We start from the raw sequence: 15,252 nt of genomic DNA, 5'->3' as shown, positions 1-15,252 counted from the left end.
CAGAGATACGCCGCACGGGTCGAGGCAACTTCGGTATCGCGCGGACAAGAATGGCTGGCCGCCGGGTCGGCAATCCGCTCGACGGCCGGCTTCAGCACTGCCCGCAAGGGCAAGCATCTCGATCGCCCCGCGATCGCCTGCACCTGCTTCGTGATCCAATCCGGCGACCCCGCCCCACCACTCGGCGCTCGCCACCTCCACAGCCGCCGCACCCCTTCCGCCACCAGACCTCCGCACCCACCAACCGCCCACCTCTGACCTGCACAAACGTCAGCCGCCAACCAAGCACCGACCCCGATTTGGACCACGAAAGACGATCATGTAATCTATGCCCACACCACGGCGCAAGCCGGGGAGTCCGGGTGGCGGAATGGCAGACGCGCTAGCTTGAGGTGCTAGTCCCCGAAAGGGGGTGGGGGTTCAAGTCCCCCCTCGGACACGTGCACTAACCCTACCGGCAGGGCGGATGGTCACATCGACCGTCCGCCTTTCGGCGTTATAGAGCATTTCCAGCCCCAACCTGGCGAACAGGTCTTCCAGTTTCTGCGGATCACCTCGGCCGATGATGTCTCCGACATCTCCGAGCGCGTCGATCATCGCGTAGACCTCCGCATCGCTCATACCGGTCACCGGACTCGCCCCGTCCAGCTCGGCCCGTGCTGCACTGCGCTGAGCTTGAGCTTCGTTGATCGCCTCGACCAGCGCAGCAGGCTCCACACCGGCAGCGATGGCCGCTTGGAGCCGCTTCAAGCTCGCCTCTGCAACCTCCAGCCGCTTCCTCGCGGCATCGTGTGCGGCCGATGCCGCAGTCACCTTCCGCTGGGACGCGACCAGCGCGGCAACAGTCCGGTCCCGGCTTCCCGGAGCGAACAGCCCGTCCAGCCACTTACCCAGCGGACCCAACACCGCCGCTTCCGGTAGGTAGACATTGTTCGGGTGGCCGTTCAGTGCTGGTGAACCCGGCACCAGCGTTCGCGCAGAGCACCGGTAATAGGTGCGAGTCTTCCGCGGAGTGCCCTCCATTCGCCGCGAGCAGTACGCACACCGAACACGTCCCCGAAGCGGATAGGGCCGCTTGGTGGCCTTCGGGCCTCGCTCCAGCTTCCGGCTTGCCGCCAGCCCACCGGCAGCCCGCGAGCGCCGCAGCAACTGGGCCTCCACGAACTCCTCGACCGACACGATCGCCGGGTGCGCCGGCTTGCGCGAGCGGACCACCTTCTCGGGTGCCGCTCGCCGGAACCGGATCACGTGCCCAGCAGCCACATCGTCAGGGTCGAGCAGCGTTTCCTGCCTCGCCCACCGTCCGAAGAACGCGAACCCCGTGTACCTCGGGTTGTCCAGGATCGCCCGAACCGTGCTGCCCTGCCAGCCGTCCGCGATCCGGTGCCGATTCTGGTCCGGCCGCCGTGCCGAGGGACACGGGATGCCGTCCCGGTTGAGCCCGTTGGCAATCGCCCTGTCACCCCTCTCGCCGGTCATGTACTCGGCGAAGATCCGCCGGACCACTTCGGCAGACGGCTCGTCCACCGCCAACACTCTGAGCCGGTAGCCCTCACTCGCCTTCCGCGGATTCGGGTGTGGACCACCGTCCACGACCACATAGCCGTAGGGCGCACGGCCGCCCTGGTGCCGCCCTTCGTTCACCACCTGGGCATCCATGGCGGCTCGGACCCTCGCCTGGACGTGCTGGCGTTCCGACTCGCTCATCCCGCCAAGCACGCTCATCAGCATCTTGTGCGAAGGATTGCGCGGGTCGAACTTGCCGCCCAGTTCCGGCACCCACAAGTCGACTCCGTATGCGGCGAACCGTGGAGCGATCAGCGAGAACTGGTTACCGAACCAACACCGCGTCCCCTCGCCAACGACCAGCGCGTTCCATCCTCGGTTCGGGTTCTTGAGCGCCGCCAGCAGCCGAGCAGCCTCCTCCCTACGGTCCCACGGCACGGACCGCGACTGCCCCACGTCGAAGAACTCCTCGACCACATGCCCGCCGAGCGGTTCCACGAACTTCCGTGCGTTGCCGAACTGCCACCCGCGCGACGTCTCCGGGTCTTGGTTGTCCTCCGTCGAACACCGCCCATAGACCGCTACCGGCCCGATACCGTCCTCGATCGCTTCGATCACCTCGACACCCAGCAGCCCGTCCAGCGCCGCCCATGGGTCTCGGCTGATTTCAACAGTCACGGTCACCCCCTTCCGGAGGTCCGTCCAAGACCTCCACCTCGGTCAGTTCGACCAGTATGGCAAGCAGTATCCGGCTGGCAGTAGCCGTCAGCACAGGTAGTTCATCCGGCAGGCGCACGGTGACACGGGCGGCGCCGGTCATGCCTGATCACCGCCCTGCGAGCCGATTTCATCAGCCGCCACTCCCTCGACAGCCGCCCGGATGTCCGCAGTCAGGTAGCCACGAACACGCCGTGAAGTCTCCCCATCCGGCACGTACTGCCGTAGCGGCTTGCACCCCAGCTCGCTCATCTCGCGAGCGAACGTGACCGCCTCGACCTCCAGCGCCTCAACCAACTCTGACGTGGGCACGAACTCCCGCTCGTCCAACTCTTCGCCGAGGTAGTCCACGACCGAAGCCAACGGCTCCGGCAGCTCCACGACCCACCCATCAGCCGTCCCGCTCCCGAGCGCCTTGACGACCTGCGTCGAATCGATCGGACGTGGCGCATCGTCGCCCACGGCGTGACCGGCGAGCGTGCCCGCGGCCTCTCGAAGCGCACGGCCACGCGCACAGATCACCCGCCACTCGGCGTTGGGCATGTAGTAGGTCCGCACGGTCATGGCGATCATGTCCGCGCCGGCGTCCGTCTCGCCGTCCGGCCGGAGGATGCCGACGCCTTTGTGACTCGGCAGCAACGTCGAAGCGTCATACCCGCGCGTGTTCATCTGCTCGCCGAGCACGATGTTCGAGTCGCGCCAGTCCATCACCCGCAACGCGAACCGTGAGCCGAGCACTGCCCGCAGCCGAGAGGGGATGGTGTTCGAGTCCGGCCGCTGAGTGGCCAGGATGACCACCACACCGGCGGCCGGTCCCTTCCTCACGAGGTAGGTCAACAGGTCGGCGATGTACGCGCCGAGCGTGGTCTTCTTGCCGCCCACCTGTTCACGCGTCGGGTTCTCCAGGAACACCTGAACCTCATCGATCACCACTCCAGTGATCGGCATCCCGAGATCGACGTCCCGTGAGATGGCTGGAGTGATCTTCGACTCCGGGCACACGTCATCGTCCAAAGTGGCCATCCGCGCGTACCGGCTCTGAACCTCTGCCACCAACTCCACGAGGTGGTCCCGCACGGCGTAGGCGTGCTCAAGCTCGTCCCCGCACACGTACCTGTAGGCGATCTGCTCGGCAGCCTCCCAGTCCTTGCCGCCCTTTCCGTCGAACACGTACAGGCGCGCGTACGGGTCCAGCACGAGCCCCGCGGCAGCCAACCGAGTAGCGAACGTCTTGCCCTGTCTGGGTATTGCGCCCACGAGCAACGACGTCCACACCAACGGGAGGTCAACCCGCCGGTTCCGCGCATCCCTCCCGAACGGCACCGGCCGCCACGCGTCCCACCACTCCACATCCAGCAACGGCATCCGCAACGGCGGACCCGCGTACGGGTCTTCATCAGCCACCCACAAGGACACCCGCCCCGCGTGCCCACCACGACCACGGACCCGCTCCACGATGAGCTGCACCTCGTCCACCGCCAGCGCAGACGCAAGCGCGTCCCGGTGCTTGATGACGTCCACAGCCTTCCGGGTAGCCGGAAGATCGACCGTGACCGCCCAGCCCTCCCCCACACGCGCCGCGCGCTCGACCAACCGCAAGGTCTCGTCCTTGCCGATCAACTTCGCGTCCCGGAATGCGTCGACCAGGAGTTGTGAGTCCATCGTCCACGCCAGCGTGCGCGCTCCGCCCAACACCGCCTTGCGCCCCGGCGAGCCGTCCTTCCGCCGCCCCACGATCGCCAGCGCCACCGACGCCAACCCGGCCGCACTCCACAGGACAATCCCGCCATAGAGCACGTACAGCACGAGCAGCACCGCCGCGACCACCCCGACCACGGCACCGGTCACCTTCCACCGGAACAGCGTCAAGGCGCGAATCTCCACGAACTTGTCAGCCAACTTCTCGGACTGCTCCGCAGCCTCCCGGTAGTCCCTCACCCGCACCCAGCGCCGCCACGCGCGAGCCGCTACTACCGCTCCCCTGCCGACTCTTCTGAGGAACCGACCCGGCAGCCGTACTAGCCAACCAAGTGCATCTTTCAAGCAACACTGAAGCAATTGTGATGACTTCAACTGTGGCGGCAAGACGCGCGCACGTCGCCAGCCGCTCTCCAACCGCCGAACCAACGTCTTCGGTTCACCGACCAACTCGCCATCGAGCACCGGCTCAGTGGGCACCAGGTCGCCGTTCATGAACGGCCCCCGTCCTCCGTGAGCGCCGCCGCGAGTCGTGACGACAGCCCGCGCGAACACCCGGTGACCTCCCGGACCCATGCCGGCGTCACCTTCACTTCCGGCGTTCGCGCCGCCCGAGCCACCGCGAGGTAGTCCGCGAATGACGTCCGCGGAGCCGAGGGCGCCGGTGCCGGCGAAGCGCTCGGCTCAGCGTTCACGGCAGCGCCGAGCTTGTCCCGCAGCTCCGTGACCGCCTCCGCAGCCACGAACACGACCAACGGCGGCACGGAGTGCAGCACCACGAGCGCCGCCGAGCCGGCCACGAACGCACTCCAGGTGTTCATGACGTACGTGGCCGCGAGCGTGAACCACTTCGCCGCGCGCACCCACCCGCCCATCCGGACGCCGTAGCGAGCGGTGACCTGCTCGGCCCGAAGGATCGCCAGCAGGACCAGCGACACCATCGGATCGAGCAGCCACGCCGCACACCACGCGAGCGACCACACCGATGCACCGGCCGCCGCGAACTGCTGGACGTTGGTCATCGTGAATGCCAGCCCGAGCAAGATCCCGGTCCAGCACAACCGGTCGACCTGCCGCGCCACCCGCGCAACCGGCTCGCTCATCGCCGCTCACCTCGACGCCGAGACGGCTCATAGGTGGTCACAGTGAGCGCCCGCGTCAACGTGTAGGACGCGAACAGCGCGGGCACGACGAGTACCGCCAGCAGCAGCCACCCGCCACCGCGTTGGGTGATCACCACCCACTGGACGATCACGATCAGCGCGGCGTTCACCAGCACCCGACCGGCGAGCGACACCAGCCGCGCACTCGTCCGTGCCGCATTCGCGGCGGCCTTCGCTCGCCGAGCACCAGTCCGCCAGACGAGCAGCAACACCAGGACCACGCCAAGTCCAGCGAGCAGTTGCGTCGGAGTGAGGCTGAGAGCGTTCATGAACCCGACCCCCTCTCGACCCGTTCACCGCGTCGCAGCCAGTGCGAGTGCAGCTCGCGCCGATCGTCGGCAGCCAACCCGCCCCACACGCCGACCGTGTCCGCGCCGGCCGTACGCAACGCCAGTTCCAAGCACTCGTCCCGCACCGGGCAGCCAGCGCACATGCGCGCGGCCAGCTCCCGATCGGTCATCTCCTCGTCCACCCACGGCGGCAGGTCCGGGAACGTCGACATGCACAGCCCGTCGCGTTCCACAACCAGGGCCAGCACCGCACTCGGCACCCACCGGAGCCGGTCCAGCTCCCAAGCGATCTCGACCAGGTTCACGGCGTGCCTCCCGAACGGGGCTCGCCAAGCAGCCGCACCAGCACGTTCGCCGGGATGACGAACCGGCCGCGCCGCCGCACCAGCGGCAGCCTGCCGAGCCGAACAGCGCGGTAGAGGGTGGACGGTTCGACCCCGAGCAGCCAAGCGGCCTGACGAACCGTGTAACCGGAAGAAGGCAGAGAAGTACGCATCAGAAATGCCCTTCGAGTAATCGAGCTCACGATTTCAGCTCTAGATTGCTGATTTCAGCGCAACGGAAGGCGCGTTTGATCGCACCCGGCACGAAATGCGCCGTGTCACGTCACGGAACAGCGGAAGACGGCTAATCTCAGCGCTGAGGCGGAGCGCGGAGGAATACGTGTCGGAGGATTGGGCGGCAGTCGCCAAGGCCATCAACCAGCGCGTGAATGAGCTGGGTTGGCGTCAACGGGAGCTTGCGGAACGCTCGCACGTCTCCCAAGCGATCGTGCGCGAGATCCAGCACCACACGGTCGAACGCCGCCGCAGCCCACGGACCCTTGAGTCCCTGTCGACCACGCTCGGCTGGCACCCGCAGCACCTGGACTCCGTGCTGCACGGTCGAAGGCCACCGGAGGCCGACGAGCCGATCACCAACCCGACCGACAGCCTCTGGTCCCGTTTGGACGGTTTCGAGCAGCGGCTCAACGACATCACCGACCGCCTCGACGACCTCAAGTCGGACCTCTCGACCGTGATCGAACACGTCCGCGACCGCCGTTAGCGCGATGCATTTCCGCTGGTAGAGCGAGCTGCTTTCCATAGGCTCAATTCCACAGCGGAGACGCCTTCGGCCCCATGCATCACCGATGCACATCCAGTGCACCACCAGTGCACATCGCTCCGGGGGATAGCGAGAAGATGAGCCAGCACGAGGGTTGGACCGGCCGAACCGCCAGCGCACTCCAGGCAGCCATGCGCCTCACGAACGAAGCGTTCGCCGAGCACCTGGGAATCGCCGTCCGCACGGTCGCCGGCTGGCACCAGAAACCGGACCTGAAGCCGAAGTCCGAGATGCAACAGCTCCTCGACACCGCCCACGACCAGGCCGACCCCACAGTTCAGGCCAGGTTCGCCGCCCTGATCGCCGAACCGAAGCTCAACCTCCCCGATGGCTCGGCGGCCGACGCCGAACTACGGCTCAGTTCCGACCCGAACATCGTCGCGGCGCTGGACTGGCTCGACCAGCACGCAGGCTGGGAACCGGGAACGGCACGGCGCGATGTCGCCGGACGCCTCGTGCGCCTCGACGTCCGCGCACTACAGGACCGGGGCGTCCGTCGAGGACGGGTGAACCAGCGCGACACAGCACGAGCGCTCGCCGAGTACTACGGCACGGCCACCACCGGCCACGGCCGCTATGCCGCGCGCTTCGGCTCCAGCACGCGTGCGTCCACGACCGTGCTCACGCACCCGGACTGGCTCGACCTCGACTGCCCACTCATCCCGACCCACGACCGGCTCAAGCTGTCGACCGTCATCCCGAACGATCACCAGACGATGGACGAGGCAAGCGCCGGACACGCGGCACAACGGCTCGCCGAAGCGCTGGCGCTCGGCAACCGCATGGTCAACATGCCGCTGTACCGACTGCTCGACGTGGGTGTGCAGAGGCACAAGCTCGACGGCAGCGTCGGCGTGACGAACTTCGTGGGGTACGTGGTGACGATGGACCTACTCGAAGGCGAGTTGGTCGACGCTCTCACCACGGGCCAGCCGATCAGGCCCGGCACCCTCCCCCTCCGCGACGCCTACCTACCCGACCTGCCCTCGGTCCTCGACGTCTCCGACCGCATGTGCGCGGGCGGTGCCCTCGCTCTGACCGCGATCGCACGACCGGCCGACCCGTTCCGCGGTGAAGCGGACTACCTTCTGCTGGTTCAGGAACGCTCAGGCCACGTCATCAACGCCGCACGCCGCCTGGCCGTGATCCCCAAGGGCTTCCACCAGCCGCTGACCGACTACCGAGCCGATGCCCAGATCGGCGCGACCCTCCGCCGTGAGATGGAAGAGGAGCTGTTCGGCCGCGACGACATCGACAACACCGTCAGCGACCAACGCCACGCGGACCCGATGCACCCGACTCGCCTCTCCGAGCCGATGCGCTGGCTGCTCGCAGAACCGGGCCGCCTTCGGATGGAGTGCACCGGCTTCGGCTTGAACCTCGTCAGCGGCAACTTCGAGTTTGCCAGCCTGATCGTCATCGAAGACGAGCAGTTCTGGACCGAGTTCGGCGGACAGGTTCGAGCGAACTGGGAAGCATCGAACCTGCGCCAGTTCTCCAGCCTCGACACCGACAGTCTTGAAGAACTGACCAGCGATGTAGCGTGGAGCAACGAAGGACTGTTCGCGCTCCTCCAGGGCCTCCGCCGTCTACAGCAAATCGGCGGGAGTCGCGTGAACTTGCCAACGATCGAATGGGAGACAGAGTGACCGCCAACTGGCAAGCCGGAAACGCCAACGAAGACGGCGCGGTGACCCGCGGCTGGCTGGTGGGCCACTTCATCGACCCGTCGGAGGGTGTCCGGTCCCAGAAGGACGTTGAGGTCAAGTGGTTCAACCACTCGGCGGGTGACAAGCGTGTCGAGTGGACCTCCGACGACCAGCGGACGACCCTGGTCCTGTTGGTACAGGGCAACTTCCGCATCGACACCACCGAGGGCAACACCACCATGACCCGCCCCGGTGACTACGTGATGTGGGGTGCCGGCGTCGATCACTCGTGGGAAGCGCTCGAAGACTCGACCGTCCTCACGGTCCGCTGGCCGTCACAGACCTGACACCTCAACCGCTGGCAGCCTCACCCGCCTGCCGCCGATCTCCGCGAGCCGCCGAAGTCCTTGAAGCAACGCGAACAGACCTTCGTTGCTCCAGGACTCGTGCGTCACCAAGTCGGCAATCAACTCCTCATCAAGGCTCGAATACAGTCGCAACCCGGACGCCTCCCAGTTGGACTCAATCGCCCCGCCGAAGCGCGTCCAAAACTCCTCGTCCTCGATTACCACAAGACTGGCGAACTCGTAATTCCCGCTGACCAGGTTGAGCCCAAACCCAGTGCACTCCATCGGCATCCTTCTCGGATCATCACGCAGCCACCGCATCGGCTCAGACCACCGACCAGGGTGCATCGGAGAAGCCGCACGGCCCTCCCCCATCGTGGTGTCCACCTCGTCGCGCCCGAACAGCTCCTCTTCCAGCTCACGGAGCAGGGTGGCACTGACCGGAGCATCCGCGCGCACATCGGTCAGCGGCTGGTGGAAACCCTTCGGTACAACGGCCAGCCGCCCGGACGTGTTGAGCACATGCCCGGACCGCTCCTGCACCAGCAGCGCGTAGTCCGGCGCCCCACGGTACGGATCACGCGGCCGAGCAATCGCACACAGCGCAAGCACACCACCCGCGCACACCCGCCCCGGTAGGTCGAGCACGGCCTCGAGACTCGGCAGGAACTCGCGCCGAAGCGGCAGAGCACCAGGTTCAGCGCCAGTAGCCACCGCGTCGACCAGCTCGCCTTCCAGCAGATCCGCAGTCAGCGCGTACTCGGCGAAGTCCACCAGACCCACCGTGCCGCCGATGGCCGAGCCGACGTCGACGCTCAACAGTCGGTAGAGCGGCAGGTTCATGACCCTCACGTCCAACGCCGCCCACTCAGCGAGTCGCGCCACAGCCGCTTCCGCCGCCGCCTCACTCAAGCCAGCACGCGAGCCGTCACGACGACCGGCAAGCACCAAGCGGTCGTTCTCCGCAGTCAACGAAGCTGAGTGAGCAAGCCACTCGGGACGCGCGAGGATGCTGGTCCTGACGTCTTCGCCACCACAACGCACCCGGTACATGTCGTACCCCGCGACTCCACGCCGGTAGTACGCACGCAGCGCACGAACGATCTGCTCCCGACTCGCCTTCGCGCGCCGATACCGACGGTCGACCAGCGTTCCCGCCTCGAACGTAGCCAGCTTCGCGTGAACCTTCGCCCGACTCTCCCCCGGCGACCATCCGGCCCGCTCGTCCAACCAGTCCGCCATGTCAGCCAAGTCGACGTTCCCACGCACATCCAGCTTGCCGACCCCGTTCCCCGCGGAGCCGGCGGCCGAAGGCTCCGCCAACAGATCATGGATGCTGGTCCGAAAAATCTTCTCCAACAGCCGAGCAGTCACCGGCCGCACGGGACCAAGCGGCTGACCAGACGACCGCCGCCCTGCCGCAAGCCGGTGGAGGTGGCGCAAGCTGATCGTGCCGGGCTCTCCGGCCTCCCGCGCGAAGACCTCGACGTACTCGGCGAACTCCTCAAGCGTCTGCTGTCGATCCCAGATCTTCTGCTCAAGCACCGTGCGCGCCGTCCGCATGACCACCTCACCTACCGGCTGATTCTGCGCTGACGAGCCGTTGATTTCAGTGTGCCACGACGTGACACTCACCCGTCCCCAGCCCCGTCCCACCAGGCCAACCCGTCCCTACCAACGGGACAACCTCCGCACCGGCATTGACCAGCGGAAACACCCAGCAGTGACGGCTGGGACGGGACACACGAGCCCGTCCCATACGCACGAAACGGCCGTGTGCGACGCCATCCGAATGGATGGTTCGCACACGGCCGTCCCGTCCCACAGGTGCCGGGGGAGGCGTCCGGCACCCCATGCCCAACCGTCGAAGGTGCGGTCAACGACGGTTGGAAGTCTCCAGCGCCAACAGCCGCGCCAGCTCCGGCCCGCTCATCAGCCCGTCACACTCGACCGGCGACACCAGCCACCGCGTCTCGTACCCCTCGACCACAGTCGGTGGCAGCGGCAGCAACCCGTCCGCGGGGAAGACCAACTTCTCGTCCAACCCCTCCGCCGACGACACCACGAACACCGCCGACTCGATCATCACGCCGAACATCGGGACCGGCAGCATCACCACAGGCGTCGGCGAAGCTCTGAACGCCTCCGACTCGATCACCCGCCGCGCTTGCTCCGGCCTCACAACGATCGCCGTCATCAGCTCCCCGAGGACAATTAACGTCGACCGCGTGACACCCTCCTCCAGCGCCGGCCACAACCGCCGGACCTCACCCGGGTCCAGCGTCGCCAACGCCGGAGACGACAGGGCGAGCACATCGGAGTCAGCGCCCGTCACGGGGTCGACGTAGGTGTCATCGACCCACAGCGCACCCGGAACCACCGGCCACCCGCGGGAGACACACTCCAACGCGGTCTCCAGCCCGCTACTCCCCACCTTCGCCACCAACCCAGAAGATCCGGGGAATCGCACGCCCACCGACCCGGTAGAAGATCAGCGCATTCTCCGCCGACTGAAGACCCATGCGCGTCCCACCGTGAACACCGACCACCTCCACACCCGTCCTGCTGGTCATCCCCCACGCCACGATCTGCAAGTCTTCCGGCGGCCCGAACGTCTCCTGAACCACCGCGAACACCCGCGGAGCCTGATCGTCCACCAACTCCTGAACCTCACCGACGATCTTCGGATCATCGAACAACGAAGCGGGCGTCTCCCCACCCTCTCCCTGGTCCCTGTCACTCACCAGCGTCAAGGTCATGACTGCCTTCCCTCTGCTCCTCACGGATCAGACGCACCTCATCCCGCGCCCAAACCGCCGCCTGTGCGTTCTCCTGGCACTGCCGCACGTACCGCCTACCGACAGCGACGAGGTAGAGCAGAAGAATCACGAGCCACACCAGGAACAGCACAATCCCGCCAGCATCACTCGCCAACTCACTCCACAACAAGCCCATCACCGCCTCAGACGATCCGATGACCACAGCTTGGCCAGCGGTCCAGTCGAGGCGAATGACCCTCCAGTGACCTGCCAGGCCCACCGACGTCAGCGCGCAGGACGGGCACCAGCCTGGCTAACGCTGGCCGGAACCTCTACGGCCAACGCTCCTCGTGCTGGCCCCAGCCGACCGTCCTGGTTCTGAGGCTGCCTGCGTCACCTGCAACGACGGTGCAGAGTGGTGCACAGAAGCACCGGGCTCGCCGATCTTCTACTGGCAGCGCACGGCACAACGGTTGCGACACAGACGACCGTGAAGCGCACGTCGCGGCCCAAGTACTAGTAGAATCGTCGGATGAGCTACGCATACGAAGACCTCGATGACGCTCAATTCGAGCGACTTGTAGTCGAGTGTGCGCGCAAGCTCTGCGGCATGGCAGTCCAATCCTTCGCAACCGGAGTTGATGGAGGACGTGACGCCCGCTTCGAAGGTACAGCTGAGCGTTTCCCGAGCACAGCAGAGCCTTGGACCGGACTGACGATCATACAAGCTAAGCACACGAACGGCACCAACGTTCACTACAGCGACAGCGGATTCAGCGGAAGAAATGACAGCAGTACCCTTACCGAAGAGATCGGCCGCATCAAGAAGCTCGTCGCTGTAAACGAGGTCGACAACTATGCACTTTTTGCAAATCGCCGACTCGGTGCTGTTAGTCATGAAGAAATAAAGAAGCGCATCGTCGCCGATACAGGCCTGGAATCGAAGAGGGTATTTCTCGCTGGCACCGAGTATCTTGACACCCTGTTGCACATGTTCCCAGACGTCACTGTCCTCGCGAGAATTGATCCGATTGACGGGCCTCTTCTGGTATCAAGTAGTGACCTGGCGGAAGTAATTTTGGCTATCGCGCGGGAGTTTGATCTTCCACTGTTGGACGCAGATGCACCCGTAGTTGACCGGGTCTCCTATGTGGAAAAGAACGCGTTGAACAATATGTCACCGAGTTTCGCCAAGACACTGAGCGACAGGTATCTCCCCTATACCGCCCAGATCGATAAATTTCTCGCGCACCCCGCAAACGTAGCAGTACGCGAACTATACGACAGCGCAGTTGAAGACTTTCAACTCAAAGTCATCGCACACCGTGCAGAGTTCCAAAGTTTCGATAAAGTTTTCAATTATCTGGTCGACCTCCTCGTCAAACGCGATGTCGTACTTTCTCGCCACCGGAGATTATTGCGAGTAATGCTATTTTATATGTACTGGCATTGCGACATTGGGGAGACGCAAGATGCTTCTACCCAATAAGCACTCTCACCCTGACGAGACTGTGCTGGCGGCAGCCACACTGCTCCTCAAAGCATTGCGCCGGAAACGCGCCGTTGCATACGATGAACTCAAAGCAGTGCTCGAGAAAAGGTCAGACTCGGCGGATTACCTTTTTACACCAGCAGTTAGCTTACTGTACCTGCTAGGGCTCGTCGATTACAGGAAGACCGTTGACACCTTCGAGTATACGGGTAAATCGTGAAACTTCGCAGGCTGTACAGCAATACGCCTATGATCTTCGAGCCGCTGGTGTTCAATGACGGCATGTCAGTGGTACTGGCCGAGATTCGCGTGCCTGAGAATCGACTCTTGGATACGCACAATCTAGGCAAGACCACCGTTGGCGAGCTTATTGACTTCTGCCTACTCAAAGGAAAATCTAGCACATTCTTCCTTTTTAAGAACGAGCAGCGGTTCCGCGAATTCACGTTCTACCTAGAAATTGCACTTGACGACGGGTCGTTCCTCACGATTGGTCGCGCTGTTGACCCAGGGACTAAGATCGACTTCCTACATAGTGATCGCCCTGTATCCGACGCGACGAACGCCAGCGTAGAAGATTGGGATCATCTCGGCCTTTCTTTTGATCGTGCCCGGCTACTGCTTGACGGGTATCTTAAGCTTGAAGCTCTGAGGCCCTGGGGTTTCCGGAAGCTGGTCGGATATCTAATCCGATCGCAATCTGACTATCTTGATGTCTTCCAGCTAGGAAAATTTTCAGGCAAACACCAAGACTGGAAGCCTTTTGTAGCACATCTCCTAGGCATGGAATCTGAAGCCGTAATAGCCCTTTACGACAAACGTGAAGAGGCTGCGCAAGCGACGACGCATCTGAACTCAGTGACGCAAGAGTGGGGAAGCGAAGCGGCTGATCCTTCCGTACTCGACGGTCTTATATCTGTGAAACGTCGTGACATCGAAGCTCGCGAAAAAGCGCTCGATACCCTTGACTTTTCGGACGACGATAGCCGGGTAACGGCCGAAGTTGTTGATGAGATCGAAAATCGCATATCAGGATTGAATGAGGAGAAGTACCGACTCGCGCAACTTCTAACTCGAATTGCAAGCTCGCTCGAGGAAGAGCGGGTAATTTTTCGGCCTTCAGACGCCGAGAAGCTATTCGCCGAGGCAGGAATTACGCTCGGCGAACAGATTAAGCGAGATTACGAGCAACTAATTGCATTCAATCGTGCCATCACCCAGGAACGTCGAGAAGCGCTAGAGCGGCAATCCAAAGAAGCACAAGAACGGCTAGTTTCGATCGATTCGGAACTTAAGCACCTAAACGAATCGCGCGCTCGCGCCCTCGCGTACCTTCGCCAATCTGAAGCACTGGCGAAGTACAAAGAACTCAGCAATGAGCTCACCGTAATGCGATCAGATCTAATCAATCTTGAGAATCGCAGGGTTGCCGCAACGAGGCTAATTGAACTTCGCCGTCAAGTACGGACACTCAACGAAGAGTACGGTCACCTCGTAACTGCAGTAGAAGAGCAGCTCGAGTCGCTCAGTCAGAACGAAGACAGCAGATTTGGACGGCTGCGGCGTTTCTTCACTGAGATTATCTTCCAGGTCCTCGGACAGAACGCTATTCTCGCCATGAGGGTGAACCAGGCAGGTGGGATCGACTTCAGTGCAGAGTTCATTGGCGAATCCGGCACCGCAACCAGCGGCGACAAAGGAACATCTTACAAGAAACTTCTCTGCATCGCATTTGATCTAGCGTTGCTGCGAACGTACTTGGATGCGCCATTCCCACGATTCGTGTACCACGACGGGGCGCTGGAGCAGCTCGAACCTCGCAAACGGGAAAGTCTGGTGAGAGTGTTCCGCGAGTATGCCGATCTGGGGATTCAGCCAGTGATCTCCGTCTTGGATAGCGACGTTCCTGTACCCACAGGGTCCACGGAGGCAGCTATCGACGATAGTGACGTCATTGCACTCCTTCACGACGAAGGTGACAATGGACGTTTGTTCAAGATGACACCGTGGTAAGGCTGCATTGAAGTTTGACTCCACGGAAGTCGATGAACCCCTTGAATCGCAACCCGCGGGATGACCGGGAAGAAGCTCGTACGGTTGAGACCGACTACTATAAGACAGTCAAATAAGACGCTGTCATGATGGTTTCGACCTCTCCGAACGGGCCGGGCCTGCAACCATCCATATGATGGCTGAAATGGGCCACAGCGTGTGCCTATCGAACGCGGACCGAGGGGCGGCATCAAGAGTGGGGTGCGTCAATAGACGGCCAATAGCGGTCGGCTAGTTCCAGTCTCCAGTGCCGACCACGTCGTCCGACCGCTTTCACATAGTCATCGCGTTCGGTCGCTATCCGCACCAGGCCGCAGACCTACGCTGCTCACATACGAGCGGATTGCCAAGAGCTTTACGGCCTTTCCTTAGCGAGGCATCAGCGATTCACCGTTCGAAGTGTACGTGCGCCTACTTACCCGTCTGCCCCGCCCGTGGTCCAGGCAGACGCGGGCGGGACAGATTAGCAGTC

General features: G+C 63.6%; 15 protein-coding genes and 1 tRNA gene. 7 read left to right on the top strand and 9 right to left on the bottom strand.

The window, feature by feature from the left end:
* Positions 1-356 precede the first annotated feature (356 nt).
* Positions 357-439: transfer RNA gene (locus tag AB0K14_RS26620), tRNA-Leu, on the top strand.
* Here the strand turns inward: AB0K14_RS26620 and AB0K14_RS26615 are convergent.
* The 6 genes from AB0K14_RS26615 to AB0K14_RS26590 form a co-directional block, all read right to left on the bottom strand.
* On the bottom strand, positions 421-2,184 hold the full coding sequence (locus AB0K14_RS26615) for a recombinase family protein (RefSeq protein ID WP_360455768.1): 1,764 nt from the start codon (positions 2,182-2,184) through the stop codon (positions 421-423). The two genes, AB0K14_RS26620 and AB0K14_RS26615, sit on opposite strands and share 19 nt — an antisense overlap.
* A gap of 138 nt (positions 2,185-2,322) precedes the next feature.
* Positions 2,323-4,416, bottom strand: coding sequence for a cell division protein FtsK (locus AB0K14_RS26610; RefSeq protein WP_360455765.1), 2,094 nt, complete (start codon positions 4,414-4,416; stop codon positions 2,323-2,325).
* Positions 4,413-5,024: a hypothetical protein gene (locus AB0K14_RS26605; RefSeq protein ID WP_360455762.1), complete on the bottom strand. Its 612-nt coding sequence runs from the start codon at positions 5,022-5,024 to the stop codon at positions 4,413-4,415. The genes AB0K14_RS26610 and AB0K14_RS26605 overlap by 4 nt, the downstream gene beginning before the upstream one ends.
* Positions 5,021-5,353 carry a hypothetical protein gene (locus tag AB0K14_RS26600; RefSeq protein ID WP_360455759.1) on the bottom strand — a complete coding sequence of 111 codons (333 nt, stop codon included), beginning with the start codon at positions 5,351-5,353 and terminating at the stop codon, positions 5,021-5,023. Before AB0K14_RS26600 ends, AB0K14_RS26605 begins: the two co-directional genes overlap by 4 nt.
* Complete coding sequence (locus AB0K14_RS26595; RefSeq protein WP_360455756.1) at positions 5,350-5,679, bottom strand: WhiB family transcriptional regulator; 330 nt, start codon at positions 5,677-5,679, stop codon at positions 5,350-5,352. Before AB0K14_RS26595 ends, AB0K14_RS26600 begins: the two co-directional genes overlap by 4 nt.
* Positions 5,676-5,870 (bottom strand): helix-turn-helix domain-containing protein, encoded by a 195-nt coding sequence (locus AB0K14_RS26590; RefSeq protein WP_360455753.1) that lies wholly within the window; start codon positions 5,868-5,870, stop codon positions 5,676-5,678. The genes AB0K14_RS26595 and AB0K14_RS26590 overlap by 4 nt, the downstream gene beginning before the upstream one ends.
* A 167-nt stretch (positions 5,871-6,037) precedes the next feature.
* Between AB0K14_RS26590 and AB0K14_RS26585 the strand changes: the two genes are divergently transcribed.
* From AB0K14_RS26585 to AB0K14_RS26575, 3 genes are all read left to right on the top strand, one after another.
* A complete protein-coding gene (locus AB0K14_RS26585) occupies positions 6,038-6,421 on the top strand; it encodes a helix-turn-helix transcriptional regulator (RefSeq protein ID WP_106614129.1) in 384 nt (127 codons plus the stop codon).
* 137 nt (positions 6,422-6,558) lie between these two features.
* Entirely contained in the window at positions 6,559-8,130 is a 1,572-nt protein-coding gene (locus AB0K14_RS26580; RefSeq protein ID WP_360455749.1) for a transcriptional regulator, read from the top strand.
* Positions 8,127-8,477 (top strand): signal peptidase I, encoded by a 351-nt coding sequence (locus AB0K14_RS26575; RefSeq protein WP_360455747.1) that lies wholly within the window; start codon positions 8,127-8,129, stop codon positions 8,475-8,477. The genes AB0K14_RS26580 and AB0K14_RS26575 overlap by 4 nt, the downstream gene beginning before the upstream one ends.
* On the opposite strand, the gene AB0K14_RS26570 is transcribed toward AB0K14_RS26575, so the two are convergent.
* From AB0K14_RS26570 to AB0K14_RS26560, 3 genes are all read right to left on the bottom strand, one after another.
* Positions 8,466-10,112 (bottom strand): transcriptional regulator, encoded by a 1,647-nt coding sequence (locus tag AB0K14_RS26570; RefSeq protein WP_360455744.1) that lies wholly within the window; start codon positions 10,110-10,112, stop codon positions 8,466-8,468. The two genes, AB0K14_RS26575 and AB0K14_RS26570, sit on opposite strands and share 12 nt — an antisense overlap.
* Positions 10,113-10,353: 241 nt before the next feature.
* Complete coding sequence (locus tag AB0K14_RS26565; protein WP_360455741.1) at positions 10,354-10,812, bottom strand: hypothetical protein; 459 nt, start codon at positions 10,810-10,812, stop codon at positions 10,354-10,356.
* Between the two features lie 88 nt (positions 10,813-10,900).
* Entirely contained in the window at positions 10,901-11,236 is a 336-nt protein-coding gene (locus tag AB0K14_RS26560) for a hypothetical protein (RefSeq protein ID WP_360455738.1), read from the bottom strand.
* 532 nt (positions 11,237-11,768) lie between these two features.
* Here AB0K14_RS26560 and AB0K14_RS26555 point away from each other — a divergent pair.
* From AB0K14_RS26555 to AB0K14_RS26545, 3 genes are read left to right on the top strand one after another with little or no spacing between them, the layout of a single operon-like run.
* A complete protein-coding gene (locus tag AB0K14_RS26555; RefSeq protein ID WP_360455735.1) occupies positions 11,769-12,725 on the top strand; it encodes an ABC-three component system protein in 957 nt (318 codons plus the stop codon).
* On the top strand, positions 12,709-12,948 hold the full coding sequence (locus AB0K14_RS26550; RefSeq protein ID WP_360455732.1) for an ABC-three component system middle component 8: 240 nt from the start codon (positions 12,709-12,711) through the stop codon (positions 12,946-12,948). The genes AB0K14_RS26555 and AB0K14_RS26550 overlap by 17 nt, the downstream gene beginning before the upstream one ends.
* 29 nt (positions 12,949-12,977) lie before the next feature.
* Positions 12,978-14,741 (top strand): DUF2326 domain-containing protein, encoded by a 1,764-nt coding sequence (locus AB0K14_RS26545; protein ID WP_360455729.1) that lies wholly within the window; start codon positions 12,978-12,980, stop codon positions 14,739-14,741.
* Positions 14,742-15,252 lie beyond the last annotated feature (511 nt).

Origin of the sequence: Actinosynnema sp. NPDC050801 (genome assembly GCF_040673975.1) — a bacterium.
In the GTDB taxonomy this organism is placed as follows: domain Bacteria; phylum Actinomycetota; class Actinomycetes; order Mycobacteriales; family Pseudonocardiaceae; genus Actinosynnema.
Note: the sequence above shows the minus strand (reverse complement) of the source record. Positions and strands in the feature narration are given on the sequence as shown.